The 20,456-nt window shown below is 40.7% G+C and carries 16 protein-coding genes, 1 pseudogene and 2 riboswitches; of the genes and pseudogenes, 7 read left to right on the top strand and 10 right to left on the bottom strand.

Going from position 1 to position 20,456, the window contains the following annotated elements:
- Positions 1-203: 203 nt before the first annotated feature.
- Entirely contained in the window at positions 204-956 is a 753-nt protein-coding gene (locus ACYIAR_RS02800; protein WP_480332015.1) for a 3-keto-disaccharide hydrolase, read from the top strand.
- 75 nt (positions 957-1,031) lie between these two features.
- Here the strand turns inward: ACYIAR_RS02800 and yihA are convergent, their stop codons facing one another.
- The 4 genes from yihA to ACYIAR_RS02780 all read right to left on the bottom strand — a co-directional run bounded on the left by yihA (position 1,032) and on the right by ACYIAR_RS02780 (position 6,523).
- The gene (gene yihA, locus ACYIAR_RS02795) at positions 1,032-1,634 is read right to left on the bottom strand and encodes a ribosome biogenesis GTP-binding protein YihA/YsxC (RefSeq protein ID WP_480332013.1); all 603 of its coding nucleotides are present in this window, start codon (positions 1,632-1,634) and stop codon (positions 1,032-1,034) included.
- A gap of 6 nt (positions 1,635-1,640) precedes the next feature.
- Positions 1,641-3,119, bottom strand: coding sequence for a sodium:solute symporter (locus ACYIAR_RS02790; protein ID WP_480332011.1), 1,479 nt, complete (start codon positions 3,117-3,119; stop codon positions 1,641-1,643).
- Complete coding sequence (locus tag ACYIAR_RS02785) at positions 3,116-4,441, bottom strand: SpoIID/LytB domain-containing protein (protein WP_480332009.1); 1,326 nt, start codon at positions 4,439-4,441, stop codon at positions 3,116-3,118. Before ACYIAR_RS02785 ends, ACYIAR_RS02790 begins: the two co-directional genes overlap by 4 nt.
- Positions 4,442-4,528: 87 nt before the next feature.
- Positions 4,529-6,523 carry an OPT family oligopeptide transporter gene (locus ACYIAR_RS02780; RefSeq protein WP_480332006.1) on the bottom strand — a complete coding sequence of 665 codons (1,995 nt, stop codon included), beginning with the start codon at positions 6,521-6,523 and terminating at the stop codon, positions 4,529-4,531.
- Between the two features lie 244 nt (positions 6,524-6,767).
- Positions 6,768-6,861, top strand: a riboswitch (TPP riboswitch).
- A 124-nt stretch (positions 6,862-6,985) separates the two neighbouring features.
- On the opposite strand from ACYIAR_RS02780, the gene thiS reads away from it, so the two are divergent.
- The 6 genes from thiS (at position 6,986) to ACYIAR_RS02750 (ending at position 13,012) form a co-directional block, all read left to right on the top strand.
- Positions 6,986-7,186: a sulfur carrier protein ThiS gene (gene thiS, locus ACYIAR_RS02775; RefSeq protein WP_480332004.1), complete on the top strand. Its 201-nt coding sequence runs from the start codon at positions 6,986-6,988 to the stop codon at positions 7,184-7,186.
- 52 nt (positions 7,187-7,238) lie between these two features.
- Positions 7,239-8,012 carry a thiazole synthase gene (locus ACYIAR_RS02770; protein ID WP_480332002.1) on the top strand — a complete coding sequence of 258 codons (774 nt, stop codon included), beginning with the start codon at positions 7,239-7,241 and terminating at the stop codon, positions 8,010-8,012.
- A gap of 78 nt (positions 8,013-8,090) precedes the next feature.
- On the top strand, positions 8,091-9,779 hold the full coding sequence (gene thiC, locus ACYIAR_RS02765) for a phosphomethylpyrimidine synthase ThiC (RefSeq protein WP_480332000.1): 1,689 nt from the start codon (positions 8,091-8,093) through the stop codon (positions 9,777-9,779).
- A 12-nt stretch (positions 9,780-9,791) separates the two neighbouring features.
- A complete protein-coding gene (gene thiH / locus ACYIAR_RS02760; RefSeq protein ID WP_480331998.1) occupies positions 9,792-10,931 on the top strand; it encodes a 2-iminoacetate synthase ThiH in 1,140 nt (379 codons plus the stop codon).
- Positions 10,924-11,634, top strand: a complete 711-nt coding sequence (locus ACYIAR_RS02755; RefSeq protein WP_480331996.1) for a HesA/MoeB/ThiF family protein — start codon at positions 10,924-10,926, stop codon at positions 11,632-11,634. Before thiH ends, ACYIAR_RS02755 begins: the two co-directional genes overlap by 8 nt.
- A gap of 76 nt (positions 11,635-11,710) precedes the next feature.
- Complete coding sequence (locus tag ACYIAR_RS02750) at positions 11,711-13,012, top strand: cobyrinic acid a,c-diamide synthase CobB (protein WP_480331994.1); 1,302 nt, start codon at positions 11,711-11,713, stop codon at positions 13,010-13,012.
- On the opposite strand, the gene ACYIAR_RS02745 is transcribed toward ACYIAR_RS02750, so the two are convergent.
- From ACYIAR_RS02745 to ACYIAR_RS02720, 6 genes and pseudogenes are all read right to left on the bottom strand, one after another.
- Positions 13,002-14,120, bottom strand: a complete 1,119-nt coding sequence (locus ACYIAR_RS02745; RefSeq protein ID WP_480333536.1) for an ABC transporter substrate-binding protein — start codon at positions 14,118-14,120, stop codon at positions 13,002-13,004. The genes ACYIAR_RS02750 and ACYIAR_RS02745 overlap by 11 nt on opposite strands.
- 191 nt (positions 14,121-14,311) lie before the next feature.
- On the bottom strand, positions 14,312-15,406 hold the full coding sequence (locus ACYIAR_RS02740; RefSeq protein WP_480331992.1) for a YncE family protein: 1,095 nt from the start codon (positions 15,404-15,406) through the stop codon (positions 14,312-14,314).
- Positions 15,407-15,506: 100 nt separating this feature from the next.
- Positions 15,507-17,507 (bottom strand): annotated as a pseudogene (locus tag ACYIAR_RS02735) (TonB-dependent receptor plug domain-containing protein).
- Positions 17,508-17,550: 43 nt separating this feature from the next.
- Positions 17,551-17,752, bottom strand: a riboswitch (cobalamin riboswitch).
- Between the two features lie 142 nt (positions 17,753-17,894).
- The gene (locus ACYIAR_RS02730) at positions 17,895-19,088 is read right to left on the bottom strand and encodes a sodium ion-translocating decarboxylase subunit beta (RefSeq protein WP_480331991.1); all 1,194 of its coding nucleotides are present in this window, start codon (positions 19,086-19,088) and stop codon (positions 17,895-17,897) included.
- A gap of 7 nt (positions 19,089-19,095) precedes the next feature.
- A complete protein-coding gene (locus tag ACYIAR_RS02725; protein WP_480331989.1) occupies positions 19,096-19,527 on the bottom strand; it encodes a biotin/lipoyl-containing protein in 432 nt (143 codons plus the stop codon).
- Between the two features lie 27 nt (positions 19,528-19,554).
- Positions 19,555-20,451 carry an OadG family transporter subunit gene (locus ACYIAR_RS02720; RefSeq protein WP_480331987.1) on the bottom strand — a complete coding sequence of 299 codons (897 nt, stop codon included), beginning with the start codon at positions 20,449-20,451 and terminating at the stop codon, positions 19,555-19,557.
- Between the last annotated feature and the right edge of the window lie 5 nt (positions 20,452-20,456).

The raw sequence follows: 20,456 nt of genomic DNA, 5'->3' as shown, positions 1-20,456 counted from the left end.
TCAGAATATTAGGCTATTAGATATATTTTATTAAACCTGCTTTGATTTATTCATTATGTAAAAAAGCCGTGATGAATAAATTTGAGCAGGTTTTTTTGTGTTATTTGTTGAAAAACTAATATATTTGTTCAAGAAAACACAAGGCAGAATACTATGTGATGAAATAATTAAACCTAATTTATAGCTAACTAATATTTAAAAACATGAAAAAAATTCTTCTTTTAATCAGTTTGGTTTGTGCTTTTACAGCAGCAAACGCTCAGCAAGGTGGACATGTTTCTCCAGCAGCTACAGAATGGTATACTCCTCAGCCACCTAAAGTTCAACCAGGTGATAAACCAGGTAATCCACCATCAGATGCAATCGTATTGTTTGACGGAAAAGATTTGTCAAAATGGGTGACTCCAAAAGATGGTAAGTTTACTGATCCTACTTGGAAAATTGAAGACGGCGCAATGGTAATCGTTCCTGGTGGCGGCGACGTTCAGACAAAAGAATATTTCGGTGACTGCCAGTTGCATATTGAATTCAAAACTCCTAAAGCTGGTCCGAAGAATACTTTGCAGATGAAGGGTAACAGTGGTATTTTCCTTCAGAGCATTTATGAAGTTCAGGTTTTGGATGGCGAAGACAATCCTACTTATGTAAACGGTATGGTTGGTAGTGTTTACAAACAGCAGGCTCCTTTGGCTAATGCATTTACTGGAACTGAAAAATGGCAGGTTTATGATATCTATTATAAAGCTCCACGTTTCACAACTGATGGCGCATTGGAATCACCGGCAATGGTTACTGTTGTTTTGAATGGTATTTTGGTTCAGAATAACTATATCCTGAAAGGTAATACTCCGTATATTGGATTCCCAACATACAAGGCTCATGGCAGATTGCCTTTGTTGCTTCAGGATCATGGTGTTGCTGTTGCTTATCGTAACATCTGGATTAGAAATCTATAATCCGTAATTATTTGGACATATTAATATACAAAAAAGCCTGGTCGGACCGGTTGGTGTTGACCAGGCTTTTTGTTTTTATTCGTTTACTGATTTGTTGATATTGTCAATGAAATCTAATATATCATCTCTTCCTTCTTTTTTCTCTGATGAAGAGAAGAGGATAGGAGGTAATTCTTCCCAAGTTTCAAGGAGCTTTTTCTTATACACTTCAGTGTTTTCTGCCAGTCTGCCTTTGCTGATTTTGTCAGTCTTTGTAAATATTATAGCAAACGGAACACCGTTTTCACCCAACCATTCCATAAATTCCAAATCTATTTTTTGAGGAGAATGGCGGCAGTCGAGCAAGACAAAGAGACAAGTAAGTTGCTCACGCATCAGAATGTAACTTTCAATAATCTTGCGTATGTTTTCACGTCCTTCTTTGCCACGTTGTGCAAAGCCATAACCAGGAAGGTCCACTAGATACCATTCGTCATTTATTATGAAATGGTTGATAAGCATGGTTTTTCCAGGCTTCTGGGAGGTCATAGCCAAACCTTTTTTTGCTGTCAGCATGTTTATCAATGATGATTTGCCAACGTTGCTTCGTCCGATAAAAGCATATTCAGGTTTGTTTCCTTCCGGACACTTTTTTACGTTAGTATTACTGATAACGAATTCTGCGCTTTTTATTTCCATGAAAATTTAGTTTTTAATTTCTAATGAAGAACTGGTTTCCCGGCTATTGCTTGAAGTAAGCCACATTCCAAAGAATGTTATGGCTGCATTTATCATCAATATTTCATATCCGAAAATATAGTCTGTTGTGTTTTCAACAACATAATTAATGCCAAAGCTGATTACCGGAGATATGATGCAAATATACGGAACAAACTTGTCTTTTACCAAGCGTTTGGTAAATAAGCCGAAAATAAACATTCCGAGCAGTGGTCCGTATGTATATGATGCAATCATATATATTGCGTCAATAATACTTCTGTTGTTCACTTCTTTTATAACCAGAATAATGAGGGCAAAAACTATTGATATTGCAATATGAATCATCAGTCGTTTGCGTTTTGCCTGTTTTTCACTGTCGTTCTGTATATCCAATATATCTATACAGAAAGAAGTGGTGAGGGCTGTCAATGCCGAGTCGGCACTGCTGAATGCTGCTGCAATAATTCCGATGGTGAAGAAAATAAGTATGCTGTTTCCCAATATTCCAGAAGTGCAGAACATCGGTAATATGTCATCACTGAGCTCCGGCAAGGCTATTTGTTTCTGTTCGGCAACAATAAGGAGAAGTATTCCTAAAACCAAAAACAGGAAATTCACCGGAGTGAAGGCAAATCCGTAAGTGTACATATTCTTTTGCGCCTCTTTCAGATTCCTGCATGAGAGATTCTTTTGCATCATATCCTGATCGAGCCCGGTCATTACTATTGTTATGAATATTCCACTGAAGAACTGTTTGGCGAAATGTTGGGAACTGTTCCAGTCGTTAAATTCGAAAATGCGGAAATGAGGATTGTTAGCAACAGAAGCGCTCATTTCTACAAAGCTCATGCCCAAAGCGTCCTTGACTTGCCATATGATTACAACCAACATGGCAATAAGGCATATTGCTTGTATTGTGTCTGTCCATATAATTGTCTTGATGCCACTGCGGAAGGTATAAATCCAGACAAGCAATATACTTAATATGACAGTTACTGCAAAAGGAATATTGAACGCATCAAACACATAATGCTGAAGAATCAGAACCACGAGATAAAGCCTTGCAGCTGCACCTATGCTTTTAGACAACAGGAAAAAAGAAGCTCCGGTTTTATAGCCTCTATGACCTATTCTATCTTTCAGATAACTGTAGATTGATGTTAGTTTAAGCTTATAGTAGAGTGGAAGAAGTATGTGCGCAATGATAATGTATCCGACGAAAAAACCAAATACGGTTTGCATATATGTCATGTCGATACTTCTCACCATGCCGGGAACAGAAACGAAAGTCACACCGGACAGGGAAGTGCCAATCATTCCTATAGAAACTATGTACCATGGTGATTGCCTGTTGCCTGTAAAGAAAGCATCGTTGCTGCTACTTTTCCTTCCTGTTAGCCATGCAATAAATAATAGCAGCCCGAAATAGACTGCTATTATAAAAAGAATTGTATATCTGCTCATTTTTCTTTTTCATAAATTTTTTCCAGAACAGAGCCGGGAAAATAATGTTTCAAGATTTCCTTATAAGTATATCCTTCTGTGCTCATAACTGCTGCTCCGATTTGGCAAAGTCCGACGCCGTGTCCCCATCCGCTTCCGGTGAGAGTGAATTCTTCAGGTATTCCATCTTTGCCCATTACCTTATCTACTACGAAGGCTGAGCTGTAGAGATGTGATTCGGAAAGAGAACGTCTGATCTCCAACTCTTTGCCAATAACCATATTGCGCTTGCTGCCTTTGATCATCAGTTCATAGATTCTGCCGGATTTTCCACGTTTGAGGGGAACCAAGTCTATGATATTTCCGAAATCTATTCCTGTCCTTTTTTCTATAAGCTTACTCAGTGTTTCCTGTGAATATGAAACTTTCCACCTGTAGAAATCCGGAGTCTCGCAATCGTAGTTGTTTAGGATTTTCTGCAACAATTGTTTGTCGTGAGTGTTGCAGAAAGCCTTTGGAGAACTGCGAATCCATTTTTCCGCGTCTTCTTCCTTTGTTAAATCTTCGATAAGCAAATCATATTGATTGTCTCCGGCAGATTTAAGATATGGAACGGAAATATCTTCCCAACACGCATCAAATTCCTCAATGGCTCCGCCGCAGCATTTTGAGAAGCGGGCATCGCAGATTTCACCGTCATACATAAGGACTTCACCATATGTCTTGTCTATTATCTTCTCGATTTGAGGATTTGTCTTGCGGCTTATTCCTTGATAGCGCTGGCAATGGTCGTCTGCACAGACATCGAAAAGCTTGTGGTCTTCGCGGTCGTACCACTTGATTCTTCGGTTTTCTGTTTCAACCTGACCTTCACCTTTGCTGTCTTCATGTCTGCGCAATGATTTCCTTATTTGCGACATAACCCAGCTTCTTGATATTACAGCATGAGCTTTAAGGAATTCTCCCGGAGCATCAGAGTTCATCTCTGAAGAAATTACGCTGCTGAGATAACTTTCTATGTCAATTTGATTGATTGCAACAATAGACTCTCCATCAACAATCAGATTAAGAGCTCCTTTGAATCGCTGATTTTCCTTGCGTTCCCAATGGAAGTCAATACCGATTGTAACATCCATAAGGTCGAACGAAACATCATCTCCTGTGGGTTCGAAGAACAGCTCGTCGTGCCACTTGCCATTGAAAAGAATCTTTCCATTATTTACGGAAACCTTTTGTTCTCCTGTGATTAATGCTCCCGTTTCTGCAAGGATATATTCTCCATTGAAAGAGAAAAAGATACTTTCTCCTTTAACTATGCCTATATTGATTTCCGGTGTTTCCATAAAATAATTGTTGTTGTATTAATATTTATTGACTGATGATTTTGCCTTTGCCTGATTATCTTATCAGGCAAAGGCCTGTTTGGCTTGCTATTTATTTGCGCTTAATGAACTCTTAGTCAAATAAACCATTAGCAATACGTACATAACAACTGCAAGCCATTCTGCCATTGCGCCCGAAGCCCATTCTGTGCAATATAAATTTATATCCGCAAATCTTAAGATTGCGCTGATAACACCCATCAATGCTCCTCCGGCGATGAATCCTGATGAAAGGAGAGTTCCTTTCTGCAGCCTTGCTGCATTCAATGCTTCATCTTTACTTCTGCTGCCGACATACCAGCTTATGGCTCCACCTATAAGCAAAGGAGTGTTGAGTTCAATTGGAATAAACATGCCAAGAGCAAATGCAAGAGCCGGGATTCCGCAGAAATTTAATATAACAGCCAGAACTGCTCCGATTGCATATAAAGCCCATGGCGCGCCAGTTCCGTTCATTAACGGTTCAATAACTGCTGCCATTGCATTTGCCTGAGGTGCAGCGAGCTGTCCGCTAGTAAATCCATATGTCTTGTTTAGAACCAGAATAACGCCGCCAACTGTTGCCGCAGAAACCAATGTTCCCAAGAATTTCCAGGTTTCCTGCTTTGCCGGAGTTGTTCCCAGCCAATATCCGATTTTAAGGTCTGTAATGAATCCTCCCGCCATTGACAATGCAGTACAAACAACACCTCCGATAATAAGAGCTGAAACCATGCCGGCTGTGCCTTTCAATCCTGTTGCAACCAGAATTATGGAAGCAAGTATCAGCGTCATCAAAGTCATTCCGGAAACAGGGTTTGTTCCAACAATTGCAATTGCATTTGCAGCCACTGTAGTAAACAGAAATGCTATGACAGCAACCAACAAAAGTCCTACAACGGCATAGAACCAATTGTCAAGAACTCCGAAATGGAAGAATAAATATGTGATAACTAATGTAGCAATAACTCCAAAAGCAATGATTTTCATTGAAATATCCTTTTGTGTTCGTACACAAGTATTATCTGCAACATCAGATTTGCCTTTCAATTCACGTGAAACCAAGCCTGCAGCTCCTTTGATTATTCCCCATGATTTGATGATACCAATTACACCGGCTGTAGCAATACCGCCGATACCGATGTGGCGGGCATAATTAGTGAAGATTTCTTCTGCGCTCATTTGGCCAACAGTTGCAGTTATGGCTGCATTGCCGAATGTAAGAACATCTCCGTTAAATATTGCAGACATTGCAGGAATTATAACCAGCCATACTAAAAATGAACCGGCGCATATTATAACTGAATATTTAAGTCCGATAATATATCCTAAACCGAGAACAGCTGCGCCTGTGTTCACTTTAAATACAATCTTTGCTTTTTCGGCAAGCATTTCGCCTGCGCCAATGATGCGTGTACTTATATTTTCGCTCCACCAGCCGAATGATGCGATTATAAAGTCGTATATACCTCCGATAAGACCGGCAAAAATCAATGGCTTCGCCTGGTTTCCTCCTTTTTCGCCGGAAATAAGCACTTGAGTAGTTGCCGTTGCTTCAGGGAATGGATATTTGCCGTGCATATCCGAAACAAAATATTTTCTGAACGGAATAAGCAATAATATACCCAGAATACCTCCCAGAAGAGAACTCATAAACACTTCAAAAAAGTTTACTGTTATTTCCGGATACTTGTCTTGCAGAATGTATAATGCAGGCAATGTGAAGATGGCACCTGCAACAATCACTCCGCTGCTGGCACCGATTGACTGTATTATTACGTTTTCAGCCAAAGCATTTTTCCTTTTGAATCCTCCTGACAATCCGACTGCTATAATTGCAATTGGAATTGCTGCTTCAAATACCTGGCCCACACGCAGTCCGAGGTATGCGGCAGCCGCACTGAAAACTATTGCCATAACCAAACCCCAACATACGGACCATGGAGTAACTTCGCGATAATTCTTGTCCGGAGACATAACAGGAACATATTTTTCTCCTTCTTTTAGTTCCCTGTAAGCATTTTCCGGCAGACCGCCGACTTTTTCTTCTTTTTCTTCTTTCATGATGTGTATTCTTTTATTGTTTTGTGACGTTAGGTAAACTTGCCGATTCTTTGATTGAAAGCCGCACTTTTGAAAGTTAATTTATAATTAGTCTGCAATATATTTAAAAAATTTGAATTTCCAAAATTAAAGGGAAGTATCATTATGTTTTGAATAGAGATTAATGCAAAACATAGGAAGATATTTAATGGAAAATAATTATCCTATATTTATGTAATTCGAAAAAAAATGTCTTATTTTGCTATTGAAAACAAAGGGGTGCCTGAACGGAGGCTGAGATTATACCCTTCGAACCTGACGCAGTTAGTGCTGCCGTAGGGATTGTTGATATTTCTCTTCATAATATTCCGCTTATATACATTCCTTTGTATTTCCATTGTATTTTAGGATGCTAGAGTTTAATCCACATTTTGTGTGAGTTAAAGCATCGTTTTTATTTATTTCATATCAAAATACAGTTTTATGAATATAAAGGTGAATAACAAATCATTGGAGTGTCCTGAAACTTCAACTTTGGCTCAATTGTCAGAGCAGTTGCAATGGCCGGAAAAAGGAATTGCTGTTGCCGTAAACAATCGTTTGGTTCCGCGTACTGAATGGGCGCAGTTTGTCATAAAAGAGAATGATTCTCTTGTTGTGATTAAGGCTGCATGTGGCGGATAAAGTCTTTGAGAAGCATAAGTCAGATAATAAATATATATAATATCATAATCATATGGAAAAGTTGGTTATTGCGGGAAAAGAATTTAATTCCCGTTTGTTTTTGGGTACAGGAAAATTCAACTCAAATAAATTGATGGAAGAAGCTATTCTTGCTTCTGGTTCAGAAATGGTGACAGTTGCAATGAAGAGAGTAGATTTGGACGACAAGGAAGATGACTTGCTGAAACATATCACACACAGCCATATACAGTTGTTGCCTAACACTTCAGGCGTTCGTAATGCCGAAGAAGCCGTATTTGCTGCCCAGATGGCGCGTGAGGCTTTTGGAACAAACTGGTTGAAACTTGAAATCCATCCGGATCCTCGTTATTTGTTGCCTGATACTGTGGAAACTCTTAAAGCAACAGAACAGTTGGTGAAACTTGGTTTCGTTGTTCTTCCATATTGCCAGGCAGACCCAGTATTGTGCAAGCAGCTTGAGGAAGCTGGTGCTGCAACTGTTATGCCTCTTGGTGCTCCGATTGGAACAAACAAAGGTTTGCAGACTCGTGATTTCCTTCGCATAATTATCGAACAGGCTGGTATTCCAGTAGTTGTTGATGCTGGAATCGGTGCTCCAAGTCATGCTGCTGAAGCTATGGAACTTGGTGCTTCTGCTGTGTTGGTTAACACTGCTGTTGCCGTTGCCGGAAATCCTGTTGAAATGGCTAAAGCATTCAAGGCTGCGGTTGAAGCAGGACGTCAGGCTTACGAAGCCGGATTAGGTGGAGTGGCAAATAACTTCCAGGCTTCTGCATCATCTCCTTTGACTTCATTTTTGGGATAAAAAGAAGATAAGTATGAGTTGAGCTCGCTAATCTTGAGTAAAACTCAAAAACTTAAAAAACACAGAAACTAAAATTATATGGATAAAAAAGACAACAGAGCTTATGCTCATGCCGAGAAAACATATATGTCAGGGAAAATGTTCCCATACATCAAAGTTGGAATGCAGAAGGTTAATCTTGCTCCGACTGTAACGGTTGAGGACGGAAAGAAGGTTATGACGCCAAATGCCCCGGTATATATCTATGATACCAGCGGTCCGTTCAGCGATCCTTCTATCGAGATTGACTTGAAGAAAGGTCTGCCTCGTATGCGTGAGGAATGGATTGTTTCCCGTGGAGATGTGGAGCAGCTTCCTTCCATTACATCAGAATATGGAAAGATGCGCCGTGATGACAAATCTCTTGACCATCTTCGTTTCGAGCATATTGCCTTGCCTTATAGAGCTAAAGAAGGAAAATGCATCACTCAGATGTATTATGCGAAGCAGGGAATCGTCACTCCGGAAATGGAATATGTTGCCATTCGTGAGAATATGAACTGTGCAGAACTTGGCATTGAGTCATATATCACTCCGGAATTTGTGCGCGACGAGATTGCTGCAGGTCGTGCTGTTCTTCCTGCAAATATCAACCATCCGGAAAGCGAACCGATGATTATCGGACGTAATTTCCTTGTCAAGATTAATACTAACATCGGTAATTCAGCAACAACTTCATCAATCGATGAGGAAGTGGACAAAGCTGTGTGGAGCTGCAAATGGGGCGGCGACACATTGATGGACCTTTCAACTGGCGCAAACATCCACGAAACCCGCGAATGGATTATCCGAAACTGTCCTGTTCCAGTCGGAACTGTTCCAATCTATCAGGCTTTGGAAAAAGTAAATGGAAAAGTTGAGGACTTGACATGGGAAATATATAAAGATACTCTTATCGAGCAGTGCGAGCAAGGTGTCGATTATTTCACTATTCATGCAGGTATAAGATATCAGAATGTTCATCTTGCCGACAAACGTCTCTGCGGTATCGTGAGCCGTGGTGGAAGTATTATGAGCAAATGGTGCATTATGCATAATCGTGAAAGCTTCCTTTATGAGCATTTTGATGAAATCTGTGATATTCTTGCACAATATGATGTGGCTGTGTCATTGGGCGATGGATTGCGTCCGGGTTCAATCTATGATGCCAACGACGAAGCTCAATTTGCTGAACTTGACACATTGGGAGAATTGGTGCAGCGAGCTTGGGCAAAGAATGTCCAGGCATTTATCGAAGGTCCGGGACACGTTCCTATGCATAAGATTCGTGAGAATATGGAACGCCAGATTAAGTCGTGCCACGATGCTCCGTTCTACACACTCGGTCCGTTGGTAACGGATATTGCTCCGGGTTACGACCATATTACGTCTGCCATCGGTGCTGCTCAGATTGGCTGGTTGGGAACTGCAATGCTTTGCTATGTTACTCCGAAAGAACATCTTGGCTTGCCTAACAAGGAAGATGTGCGCACAGGAGTTATCACATACAAGATTGCCGCACACGCTGCCGATCTTGCCAAAGGTCATCCGGGTGCGATGATTCGCGACAATGCATTGTCAAAGGCTCGTTATGAATTCCGCTGGCGCGACCAGTTCCATCTAAGTCTCGACCCAGACAGAGCTTTGGAATATTACAAGGAAGGCCGTCACGAAGACAGTGAATATTGCACAATGTGCGGTCCGAATTTCTGCGCAATGAAGTTGAGCCGTGATTTAAAGAATTTATAAAACTATCCAAATATGTTTTCGGAAGAATTAGAAAAAATAGATTGGGATGAAACAACATCCCTTATTTACTCTAAAACCGAAGCCGATGTTCGTCGTGCCTTGGCAAAAGAGCATCTTGATGTCAATGATTTTATGGCATTGATTTCACCTGCGGCTGAGCCGTATCTGGAAACAATGGCACAATTAAGTTATAAATATACAAGAGAAAGATTCGGAAATACAATGTCGATGTTCGTTCCGTTGTATATCACAAACTCTTGTACCAATTCATGCGTTTATTGTGGTTTCCACGTCAGCAATCCGATGAAGAGAACTATCCTTACTGAGGAGGAAATCGTAAATGAATATAAGGCAATAAAGAAACTGGCTCCGTTTGAGAACCTGCTTCTTGTAACAGGCGAGAATCCGGCTAAAGCCGGAGTGCCGTATATTGCCCGTGCACTGGACTTGGCAAAGCCATATTTCTCAAACCTTAAGATTGAGGTTATGCCTTTGTCTGCCGAAGAATATAAGGAGCTGACTCATCACGGGATGAATGGTGTGATTTGCTTCCAGGAAACATATCACAAGGCAAACTATAATATTTATCATCCGCGTGGAATGAAATCCAAATTCGACTGGCGAGTGAACGGGTTCGACAGAATGGGACAGGCCGGAGTTCACAGCATCGGAATGGGAGTGTTGATTGGTCTGGAAAAGGAATGGCGCACAGATGTGACTATGATGGCATATCATCTCCGCTATTTGCAGAAGCATTACTGGAAAACTAAATACAGCTTCAACTTCCCTCGTATGCGTCCGTCGGAAAACGGTGGTTTCCAGCCGAATGTTGTTATGTCTGACAAAGAATTGGCTCAGCTTACTTTCGCTACACGAATATTTGACCATGATGTTGATATCTCATATTCTACACGTGAGAGTGCTGAGTTCCGCGACAATATGGCTCGCCTTGGTGTAACAACTATGAGCGCTGAAAGTAAGACTGAACCAGGTGGTTATTATTCTTATCCTCAGACTTTGGAACAGTTCCATGTCAGTGACGAGAGAACTGCCCGCGAAGTTACTGCCGCTTTGAAGGGATTGGGAATTGAGCCGGTTTGGAAAGACTGGGACCAGGCTTTTGATGAACCAACATTGCAGGCTCATGGATAAAGATTTTCGTGAACGATATTCGCGTCATCTGCTCCTGGATGAAATAGGAGAGGACGGACAGCGGAGATTGTCCGAGGCAAAGATATTGCTTGTGGGCGTGGGCGGACTTGGTTCGCCCATTGCCCTTTATCTTGCAGCTGCCGGTGTTGGACATTTGGGATTGATGGACGATGATGTTGTAAGCGAGTCGAATCTTCAGCGTCAGGTTTTATATACTGAGTCTGAAGTTGGACTTCCTAAAGTTGAATGCGCAAAGCGCAGACTTCAAGCATTGAATTCATCAATAGAGATAACTGCCTATCCGTTCCGACTGGACGAAACGAATGCCGAAAACATAATATCTGCCTATGATATTGTCATTGACGGAACCGACAATTTTGCAACCAGATATTTGATAGGCGATATAACTTCGCGCTTGTCTGTTCCATATATTTATGGCGCTATTCGTGAATTCGACGGGCAAGTTTCGGTGTTCAATCTTCCTGATGGAAGGAAATACAGAGATTTGTTTCCCGATGAGGAAGAAATAATGTCGATGCCTCGTCCTTCATTGGGCGTTATGGGCGTTCTTCCCGGAATAGTTGGCTGCGTTGAAGCGTCTGAAGCCATAAAACTCATTACAGGATGCGGTGAGAATTTGTCCGGCAAATTATGGACAATTGATTTGCTGACAATGCAAAGCTTTGTCTTGGATTTGTATTGATTGCGGGAAAGCATCGAAATAACAAGAATACAATTCACAAACTTAAAAATTCGATAACTAACAAACTTGAAACTCCATGTCTAAAATCCATTTCCTTATAGCAGCCGCTTCTTCCGGTAGCGGAAAAACAACATTCACAATGGGAATGCTTCGTGCTCTGAGAAACAGAAATCTGAAGGTTCAGCCGTTCAAATGCGGTCCGGATTATATAGACACTCAGTATCATACGTTGGCTGCGGGCACTCAGTCCGTCAATCTTGATACTTGGATGGCTTCGCCAGCGCATGTGTGCGATTTGTTTACCCGATATGGAAATGATGCAGATGCTTGCGTTGTGGAAGGAGTTATGGGTTTGTTTGACGGTTCGCGCAAATCTGAAGGAAGCAGTGCTGATATTGCAAAACATTTGGATTTGTCGGTTATTCTTCTTGTCAATGCCAAATCAACGGCTTATTCTGTTGCTCCGTTGATTTTCGGCTTTAAGAATTTTGATAAATCGGTAAATATTGCCGGAGTGATATTCAATCAGGTTTCTTCAGAATCTCATTTCTCTTTTCTGAAAGATGCTTGTGATGACGCAGGTGTGGAATGTCTCGGATATTTGCCCAAATTGTCCGGAATGGAAATTCCTTCACGACATTTGGGACTTAGCCTTGAGCATCTTGCAGAACAGGAGAAACTGATTAACAGAGTTGCAGAGGAAATAGAGCGTCATGTGGATATGGATAAGCTTTTTGAGCTGACTGCTGCAACTGTGCACCGCCATGAATATTCTGCCGATTCAGAAGCTGCAGATAATAAATTGCGTATAGCAGTGGCTCGCGACAATGCCTTTAATTTCACATATCGTGAAAATATAAGGAAATTATCTGAAAAAGGAGAGATAATATATTTCAGTCCTATCGCTGACTGCAAATTGCCGGACAATATTGATTTCCTTTATCTTCCGGGCGGTTATCCGGAGTTTTATCTCGAAGAATTATCTTCAAACAAGACGATGCTTTGCTCAATTGCTGATTATATTGAGAACGGAGGCAAAGCTTTTGCCGAATGTGGCGGCATGATGTATTTGTGCAAGAGTATAATAGGAATGGACGGCAAGCAATATCCGGTTGTTGGAGTGCTGGATAATGTTGCAACAATGGAATCAATGAAACTTCATCTCGGATACAGAAAATTCATTTATAAGGACCGTGAAATCAGAGGTCACGAATTCCATTATTCATCAGTGAAAGAGGAAAATCTCGAATCGGTTGTCAACCAATATTCAGCCCGCAACACCTTGTGCCCGACTCCGGTTTATCGTTATAAGAATCTGATTGCCGGATATACGCATTGGTATTGGGGCGAATTTGATTTGATTGAACTTATTCCATAGGTTTATAATATCTGAACTCTCTGTCTCCGATTATTTCCGGATGGAAAATCTTGATGAAATCTTCCAGCAAATAGTCCGGATGGAGAGGAAATTCTTCATAATAAGGAACAATTCCGGTGTTGCAACCGAAAATCTTTCTGTTCTTGAAAGCATCGAAATTTCTGTATGGACTGTATTCTGATTCCAGTTCACGATAAGTCATGTCTTTAGCAAGATTGTATTTTATCAGCCATATATTGGCATGAATAGCTTTCTCGAACACTTGCTCGAAAGTTAGCGGAATGCTTCCGGCGCCTTCTAGGTCGCGGAAAATATATTCTGCACCGGCATCTTCCAGAAGATGTGCGATATAGCTGCTCTTTGCCGGCATGTACCATGATGCGCCGAATTTCTTTTCAGTGAAAACAGTAGGTTTGTCTTTTATATTTGCCGTCAGCTCTTTAAGTTTCAAATATCTTTGCTCAGTTTCACGGAAAATAGAGTCTGCTTTGCTTTCTTTGCCTAAAAGCAGTCCGTAAAACTTTATCCATTCAGTTCTTCCCAAAGGCAGATTTTCCATATAGTCAGCACCTTCAATAATAGGAATGCCTATTTTCTCAACTGGTCCATAACTGCTGTTCTGGAAAGGAGATGCAATGACAAGTTCGGCATTAATCTCTATCATTTTCTCAACATTTGGCGAAGTTGCTTCACCAAGGTCGGTGATTTTTCCCTCTTTCAATCCGTTTTGTATTACCGGAGTGTCCATATATCTCGGTTCGCAAACACCGATTATTTTGTCGCTTTCACCAAGCTGGTCGATTATTGCAACGTGAACAGAAGTGTAGGCAACAATATTCTTAACTGGAGTTCTTACTACAGTTCCTTTAGGAAGGTTTTCCGGCTCTTCGGAGTTTCTGTCAATTAGGACATATCTTTGCAGAAGTTTCGTTGTGTCCCACGGATTGCGCACTTCAACAGTTGAGTAATCTTTGTAATGACGAATTGAAAAACCTTGGGCATAGCGTATGGTTTCTGTTCCGATTGGAGTTTCTTCCGGTTTGTTTTTTGTATTCTGACATGAAATCAGAAGCATGCATGCAGCTATCAGAGTATATATCAATTTCATCATTATCTTATATTTTTCCGGTTGCAAAATTGAAGTTTATTGCTTATATTTTTATTTGCCCTGTTGTTCAGTATAAACTATTTTAGTCACAGCTGTGATTTAATCTCGCCACAGTTGTGATTTAATTTCGCCACGGCTGTGACCTAATTAAACCACAGTTGTGGCGAAGTTAATAATTCTATATTTCTCGATTATTGTACGCTTGAAGCAATAACCTTTATAGGATTCAGACCAGCTTCGAACTTAACTTTAAGATTTCCGTCTCCGTCGAAACAATATACGTCTCCGTTATTTGTATAGTCTGATTCAGTGACAAATAGCATGTTAGAAGCTTTGTCTGCTGCAATCTTATAAGGCTTAGCAATAGTTTCTTTCAGCGCAGAATCAGTTATTATATTTTCATTTATCGCGTCATACATATAATAAGTAATTGTCTGATTCCAGTTTTCATCATACTGAGAATACATCATGAATATTTTATCACCAAGTGAAGCCATTTCAGTAGCATTTGCAACAGAAACAGTTGATATTTCGTCTGTCGAAGTATTTATTTTCTGCAATGTGTTTGGAACATCAGCATAATTACCCATAGAAACAAGATATACATCTTCCTGTGAATCACGCTGAACATTACATGGGTTAAGAACGGCTTCAATTTTCTTTGTTTCTGTGAATGATTCAAGATTTACGACAGAAACAGTTTTGTCGTAGCCAACTTCAGTATTATAGTCAAGACCACCAGAGTTTGCAACATACAATTTTCCGTTTGCTACAGTTAATTGTTCCGGATTTCTGCCAACAGCAACTGTGTTGTCTATTTCCAGTGATGTTGTGTCGATACTTGCAACATAGCCGTCAAACAAAGAAACATAAACTTTGCCGCCGTATGAAGTGAAAGCTCTTGGCTGCAATGGTTTATCTGTATTGCTTTTTATCTGTTTGAGTGATTTGCCGTTCAAGTCTGTCACTTCAATAGTCTGTGAACCATATACAGCCAGATAAATCTTTGAGCCATAGATAATCATATCATTTGCTGTATCACCAAGTTTTCTACCATTGGCAGTTTCAAAAATATCGCTTGTTGTTTCTTTACTTTCGGTATTATAGAAAGTTATTGTTGAATTGTTACTTCCCATTTTTCCGCTGTTCAGAACATAATATCCGTTGAGGACAGTTTGTCCCGGCTGCTCCGGCTGTGGATTGTTTTCTGCATCATCTTTGCTGCAACCAACCAAGGTTGAAGCCATCAAAAGAGCACAAAGTGCAAAATAGTTTTTCTTTTTCATTTTATTGATATTTAGATTTATAAATATATAGCTTGATGGAACGAGTTGACAAGGGAACGAGTTGACCAGATTATCAGGCATTCTCTCCTTGTCAACTTCATTAATACTCAATTCCTAGACTCAATCTCCACGATCTTCCCGGCATAGGATAATATTGAATCACCTCATAAGTTTTGTTTGTAAGATTCACTATTTCTCCTTGCAGGCGTAATTTTACTTTATTCTTTATTGTGAAACTGCGGTTTGCGGAGATTGTATGTTCCATATATGATTTAATCAGATTGCTTTCAATATTCTGAGGCAATGCATATCTGTCTCCGGTAGCAATCAGACTGTAACTGATATTTACCTAGGGATTCTCAATCATAGCCGAAACTGAACCAGAGTGCCGCGGTGTATAAGGAATCTGATGTTTATAGTTTTTGGCTGATTTATCAGTTACGTCAACAGCGTATTGATAGCTGTAAGCAGACGACAGAGAAAGAATAATCTTATCATACAGCGGAATTTCAGAGTTGAAATTTATATCAACACCTTTAATATCTACTTCGCCGAAATTCATCATTTTCCATATATATAATGTAGGCAAAGCAACGATTTTGTCCTTCACTTTGTTGTAATAAGCATCTGCCGATATATTTATCAGACTGAAGAATGCAAGGCGCTCACTCCATGTCAATCCGATGTTGTATTGCGTAGCTTTTTCCGGAACCAGATTTGTGTTTCCCATTCGCAGATAATAAAGGTCTGTGAAAGTAGGAACACGGAAAGCATCTTTGAATGAAGCTCTCACTCTCAGATTCTGCTCTTCGAATGGTCGCCACGAAAGGCTAAGGGCAGGAGAGAGTCTTTTTCTGTCGGCAGGTTTGTCGCCATATTCAACTTCATCAGTAATGTATGTGCCGAGGACGCTTGCTGTTGCTGTAATTCTTGAGTTCTTGTATTGCGCGGCAAGAGCAGTCAGCGAAGTCCACCTTTTCGGCATTGGAGAATTCATGTAATTATTGTCGAGCATAGCTCTTGCAATATCCGAATTCAGAGAGAAAGACAATCCAGAAAGAGGACAGAACAAAGCACCGAGCGAAGCATAATATTCGTTCTGAGTGTTCAGGTCCTTCTGGAATCCATCTGCATATTTGTCATTCACATCAAGATATTTGCTGAAAGAATAATTGTATTTCAAATCAGCACGTATTTTCCACATATCGGAAAATGCTTTTGTATAGTTCACTTGAGTGAAGAAGTTATTGTCCCAAAGACGTTCATTTGCCGTGTTGTTGTATAATATAACACTTCCCGGCAAACCACGTTCGGAATCATAGTAATATACTTTTGCCTTCAAGTCTCCGGCATTTCCAAGGTTTCCGTATATATTTGCTTCGAGGCGCAGACTTGTGATGTCGCTGTTTCGTCGTGTTTCTTCTGTAATCTGATTTCCGTTCACCAGAGTAAAAGGATATTCACCGTTGCTTTTCGTCCAGTTTCCATATACTGAAGCAGACCATTTAGAACCTAATTTCTGCTCATAATTTACAGAAGGATTTATCAGACCGAAAGAACCGCCTTTGATTTTCCCTTTCAGATTGAATGATTTGTCGGTAAACTCCGGAGCAGAGGTTTGTATGCTTAAAGCTCCGGCAGATGCATACATTCTGGCTGTCTGGAATATATCGTCAGTTTGCCCGATGGATAGAGAAATCATTCCTACATTATCCAACGAGAAACGACTGATATCTACTTGTCCGCTCTGTGCATCCGTAATAGTTATTCCATCATAACTTACGGCTGTATGTTTTGCACCAAGACTTCTTACTGAGACAGTTTTGAGTCCGCCAACACCTCCATAATCCTGGACAGTAATTCCGGAGAATCTTTTTATAGCTTCGGACAAATCCTGCATGCCCAGCATTTCAATACTTTTCTTGTCCAAAAGCTGAATAGGTGCAGATGAGCGGGTTGTTGAAGGTCGTGACTTTGCCGTGATTTCAACTTCCGACAAATCCTGCGTCTTAGTTGTATCAATCTGTGCATTTGTATGTGTGCAGACGAGCAGCAAAAGACTAATGAGTCCTTGCAGACAAAAACATCTTTTTCTTAGCATAAATAGAATTAAAGAGTTAGCAGCAGCTCTTACCCGAGAATTGCCGGCACAACCAACAAAGGCAGGTTTTCTGGCTTGTCTTCCATAATGCAGGCACCTTCCCGGCAAATAGCCAGTGGCATAAAGAGTACGCCTGTGGATTAATAGACTTACAGCTACGGGTACAGCTTCGGATTCACACCGAATTCCCTTTTACTAATATTAGCCGAACGGCTGAATATTACACCTTTGTTTTTATCGTTGCAAAGATATGAAAAGGAGAGTGGAGTGGCAAATTATAGTGTACGTTTTTGTTCTCGATTTATGGTATATATATTTCATAAAACAAAAACGAGATAATTCCAATTAGGAACTACCTCGTTTCATTATAGTAATATATTCAATCTATTATCCCAAGAAACCTAACAAGATACCGGCTGCTACTGCAGAACCGATTACACCTGCTACGTTCGGACCCATAGCGTGCATCAACAAATAGTTGCTAGGATCGTATTCCAAACCTACGTTCTGTGAGATACGAGCAGCATCAGGAACGGCTGATACACCAGAGTTACCGATAAGCGGATTGATCTTGTTACCTTCTTTCAAGAACAAGTTGAAGAATTTAACGAACAATACACCTGCACAAGTTGCGATTACGAATGACAATGCACCCAAACCGAAGATTTTGATTGAGTTCAATGTCAAGAACTGAGTTGCCTGAGTTGAAGCACCTACAGTAACACCAAGAAGCATAGTGATAACGTCGATCAGCGGACCACGAGCTGTTTCTGCCAAACGGCGAGTAACACCACTTTCTTTACACAAGTTACCGAAGAACAACATACCCAACAATGGAAGACCAGAAGGAACCAAGAAAGCAGTCAACAACAAACCTACGATCGGGAACATGATCTTTTCAGTCTGTGAAACGGCTCTCGGCGGTTTCATACGGATCAAACGTTCTTTCTTAGTAGTCAACAAACGCATGAATGGAGGCTGGATGATTGGCACCAATGCCATATATGAATAAGCTGATACCGCAATAGCACCCATCAAGTTAGGAGCAAGTTTTGATGACAAGAAGATAGCTGTTGGACCGTCAGCACCACCAATGATACCGATAGCACCAGCCTGGCTTGGGTCGAAGCCCATCTGCAAAGCGATGATATAAGCACCAAAGATACCGAACTGTGCAGCTGCACCGACTAGCATAAGTTTCGGGTTTGAAATCAAAGCCGAGAAGTCGGTCATCGCACCGATACCAAGGAAGATCAACGGCGGATACCATCCTTGTTTCACACCTTGATAAAGGATATTCAACACTGAACCTTCTTCGTAGATACCTAACTGAAGACCTGCATCTTTGAAAGGAATGTTACCAATCAGGATACCGAATCCGATAGGAATCAACAACATCGGTTCGAACTCATATTTAATTGCCAGGAAGATGAACAGCAAACCTACGAGCAACATTATAAAGTGGCCCGGAGTTGCGTTCGCAAAACCTGTATAAGACAAGAACACCTGTATGTTTTCAGCCAAGAACTGAGCAAAGCTTTCAGATGCACCTGCCGCTTGTAATAATATTGATGAAAACATACTCTTATTAACCGATTACGACGAGATCAGCACCTTCAAGTACAGAATCGCCTTTGTTTACTTTAATTTCTACAATCTTACCGTCGCGGTCTGCGTTGATATTGTTTTCCATTTTCATAGCTTCCAATACCAAAATCTTCTGACCTCTCTTAACTACATCACCAACTTTGCAGTCGATGCTAAGGATAACACCTGGAAGTGGAGACTTAACAGCACCTGCAGCGCCAGAGCTAACTGGACGAGCAACTACTGGTTCGCCAGCCGGAGTTGTTGGAGCCTGAGCCGGACGCTTCAATGTTACCATTTGCTTTTTAGCCGGCTTTTCCATTTTAACGCTGTAAGGAGTACCGTTTACTTCAACTTCAGCAATATCATCAACAATTGAGTTGATATGCACTTTATATTCGTTACCGTTGATGGTATATTTAAAACTTTTCATTCTTTAATTTCAGTTTAAAAGGAATAATTACTTTTTGTTAGGAGTCTGTCGCAAAGTATAAATCTTAGAACTCCATGGAGAATATCTGCGCTGTACTTTGTGAATTGTCAATACAGTGTTTTCAATATCATGATTGTCATCGCTCATTTCATACAAAGCCATTGAAATTGCAGCGAAGATTTCGCCTGATTCGCGGCCTGCATCAGCAGAAACTTTAGTACCTGCAGCTGCAGCAGCTTTCTGTGCATTACGCTGGCTTGCTTTGATAGCAGCATTTCCAATCTGTTTGAATACCAAGTATAGAACAATCAAACCAATGAACACAACTGCCATAGCTGTGATTGTCATACCAATACCCCAAGAGTCATTACGCTGGAAATTCTCAACTTTTGCGTTACTGTCCAAAGTTACGTTGTTAGTACTTGGTGTAACTTTTGTCAGAGTTGTCCATTTTCCTTTTCCGTCCATGTCAAGACCATAGCTGATATCAGCTTTCTGACCTGCAGGAACAACAACTTCGTCGATCAAAGTTGTACCGTCTGCATCATACAAAGCGATATAGTTGTCTTTGTTTGGATCCAAAGTGAAATTAATGTGGAAAGTTCCACGTGTAGGCTGATTGTCTGCCCAGAATAAAGTGTGCTGATAAGGTGGAATCTTAGTCAATACGTCACCCTTCGGGATCATGTATTTTCTTGGATTGTTCTTATCGTCTGTCAGATAACAACCACGCAAGTCGACAGTTCCTGCTGAATTGTTGTATAATTCAATCCATGGATGACGCTTGCCATAGTCGTCTACGAAGTTATCTTCGTTGACAACCAATACTTCGTTTATTCTAACGGAAGATGTCAGCTGAGCATGAGCACCGAATGTAAACAGTGTCAGAAGCAGCAACAACATTCCGAATTTTTTATTCATCATAAGTT

Source organism: Parabacteroides sp. KHUB-01, from assembly GCF_056640935.1.
This window is presented reverse-complemented; position numbering and strand designations above follow the sequence as displayed.

What these genes read in the sequence shown, in the direction of transcription:
- ACYIAR_RS02720 (WP_480331987.1), bottom strand. Translation starts at nt 20,451, where the DNA reads ATGATGAATAAAAAATTCGGAATGTTGTTGCTGCTTCTGACACTGTTT.
- ACYIAR_RS02755 (WP_480331996.1), top strand. Translation starts at nt 10,924, where the DNA reads ATGGATAAAGATTTTCGTGAACGATATTCGCGTCATCTGCTCCTGGAT.
- thiH (WP_480331998.1), top strand. Translation starts at nt 9,792, where the DNA reads ATGTTTTCGGAAGAATTAGAAAAAATAGATTGGGATGAAACAACATCC.
- ACYIAR_RS02730 (WP_480331991.1), bottom strand. Translation starts at nt 19,088, where the DNA reads ATGTTTTCATCAATATTATTACAAGCGGCAGGTGCATCTGAAAGCTTT.
- ACYIAR_RS02790 (WP_480332011.1), bottom strand. Translation starts at nt 3,119, where the DNA reads ATGAGCAGATATACAATTCTTTTTATAATAGCAGTCTATTTCGGGCTG.
- ACYIAR_RS02780 (WP_480332006.1), bottom strand. Translation starts at nt 6,523, where the DNA reads ATGAAAGAAGAAAAAGAAGAAAAAGTCGGCGGTCTGCCGGAAAATGCT.
- ACYIAR_RS02745 (WP_480333536.1), bottom strand. Translation starts at nt 14,120, where the DNA reads ATGAAATTGATATATACTCTGATAGCTGCATGCATGCTTCTGATTTCA.
- ACYIAR_RS02770 (WP_480332002.1), top strand. Translation starts at nt 7,239, where the DNA reads ATGGAAAAGTTGGTTATTGCGGGAAAAGAATTTAATTCCCGTTTGTTT.
- ACYIAR_RS02750 (WP_480331994.1), top strand. Translation starts at nt 11,711, where the DNA reads ATGTCTAAAATCCATTTCCTTATAGCAGCCGCTTCTTCCGGTAGCGGA.
- ACYIAR_RS02725 (WP_480331989.1), bottom strand. Translation starts at nt 19,527, where the DNA reads ATGAAAAGTTTTAAATATACCATCAACGGTAACGAATATAAAGTGCAT.
- yihA (WP_480332013.1), bottom strand. Translation starts at nt 1,634, where the DNA reads ATGGAAATAAAAAGCGCAGAATTCGTTATCAGTAATACTAACGTAAAA.
- thiS (WP_480332004.1), top strand. Translation starts at nt 6,986, where the DNA reads ATGAATATAAAGGTGAATAACAAATCATTGGAGTGTCCTGAAACTTCA.
- ACYIAR_RS02740 (WP_480331992.1), bottom strand. Translation starts at nt 15,406, where the DNA reads ATGAAAAAGAAAAACTATTTTGCACTTTGTGCTCTTTTGATGGCTTCA.
- ACYIAR_RS02785 (WP_480332009.1), bottom strand. Translation starts at nt 4,441, where the DNA reads ATGGAAACACCGGAAATCAATATAGGCATAGTTAAAGGAGAAAGTATC.
- thiC (WP_480332000.1), top strand. Translation starts at nt 8,091, where the DNA reads ATGGATAAAAAAGACAACAGAGCTTATGCTCATGCCGAGAAAACATAT.
- ACYIAR_RS02800 (WP_480332015.1), top strand. Translation starts at nt 204, where the DNA reads ATGAAAAAAATTCTTCTTTTAATCAGTTTGGTTTGTGCTTTTACAGCA.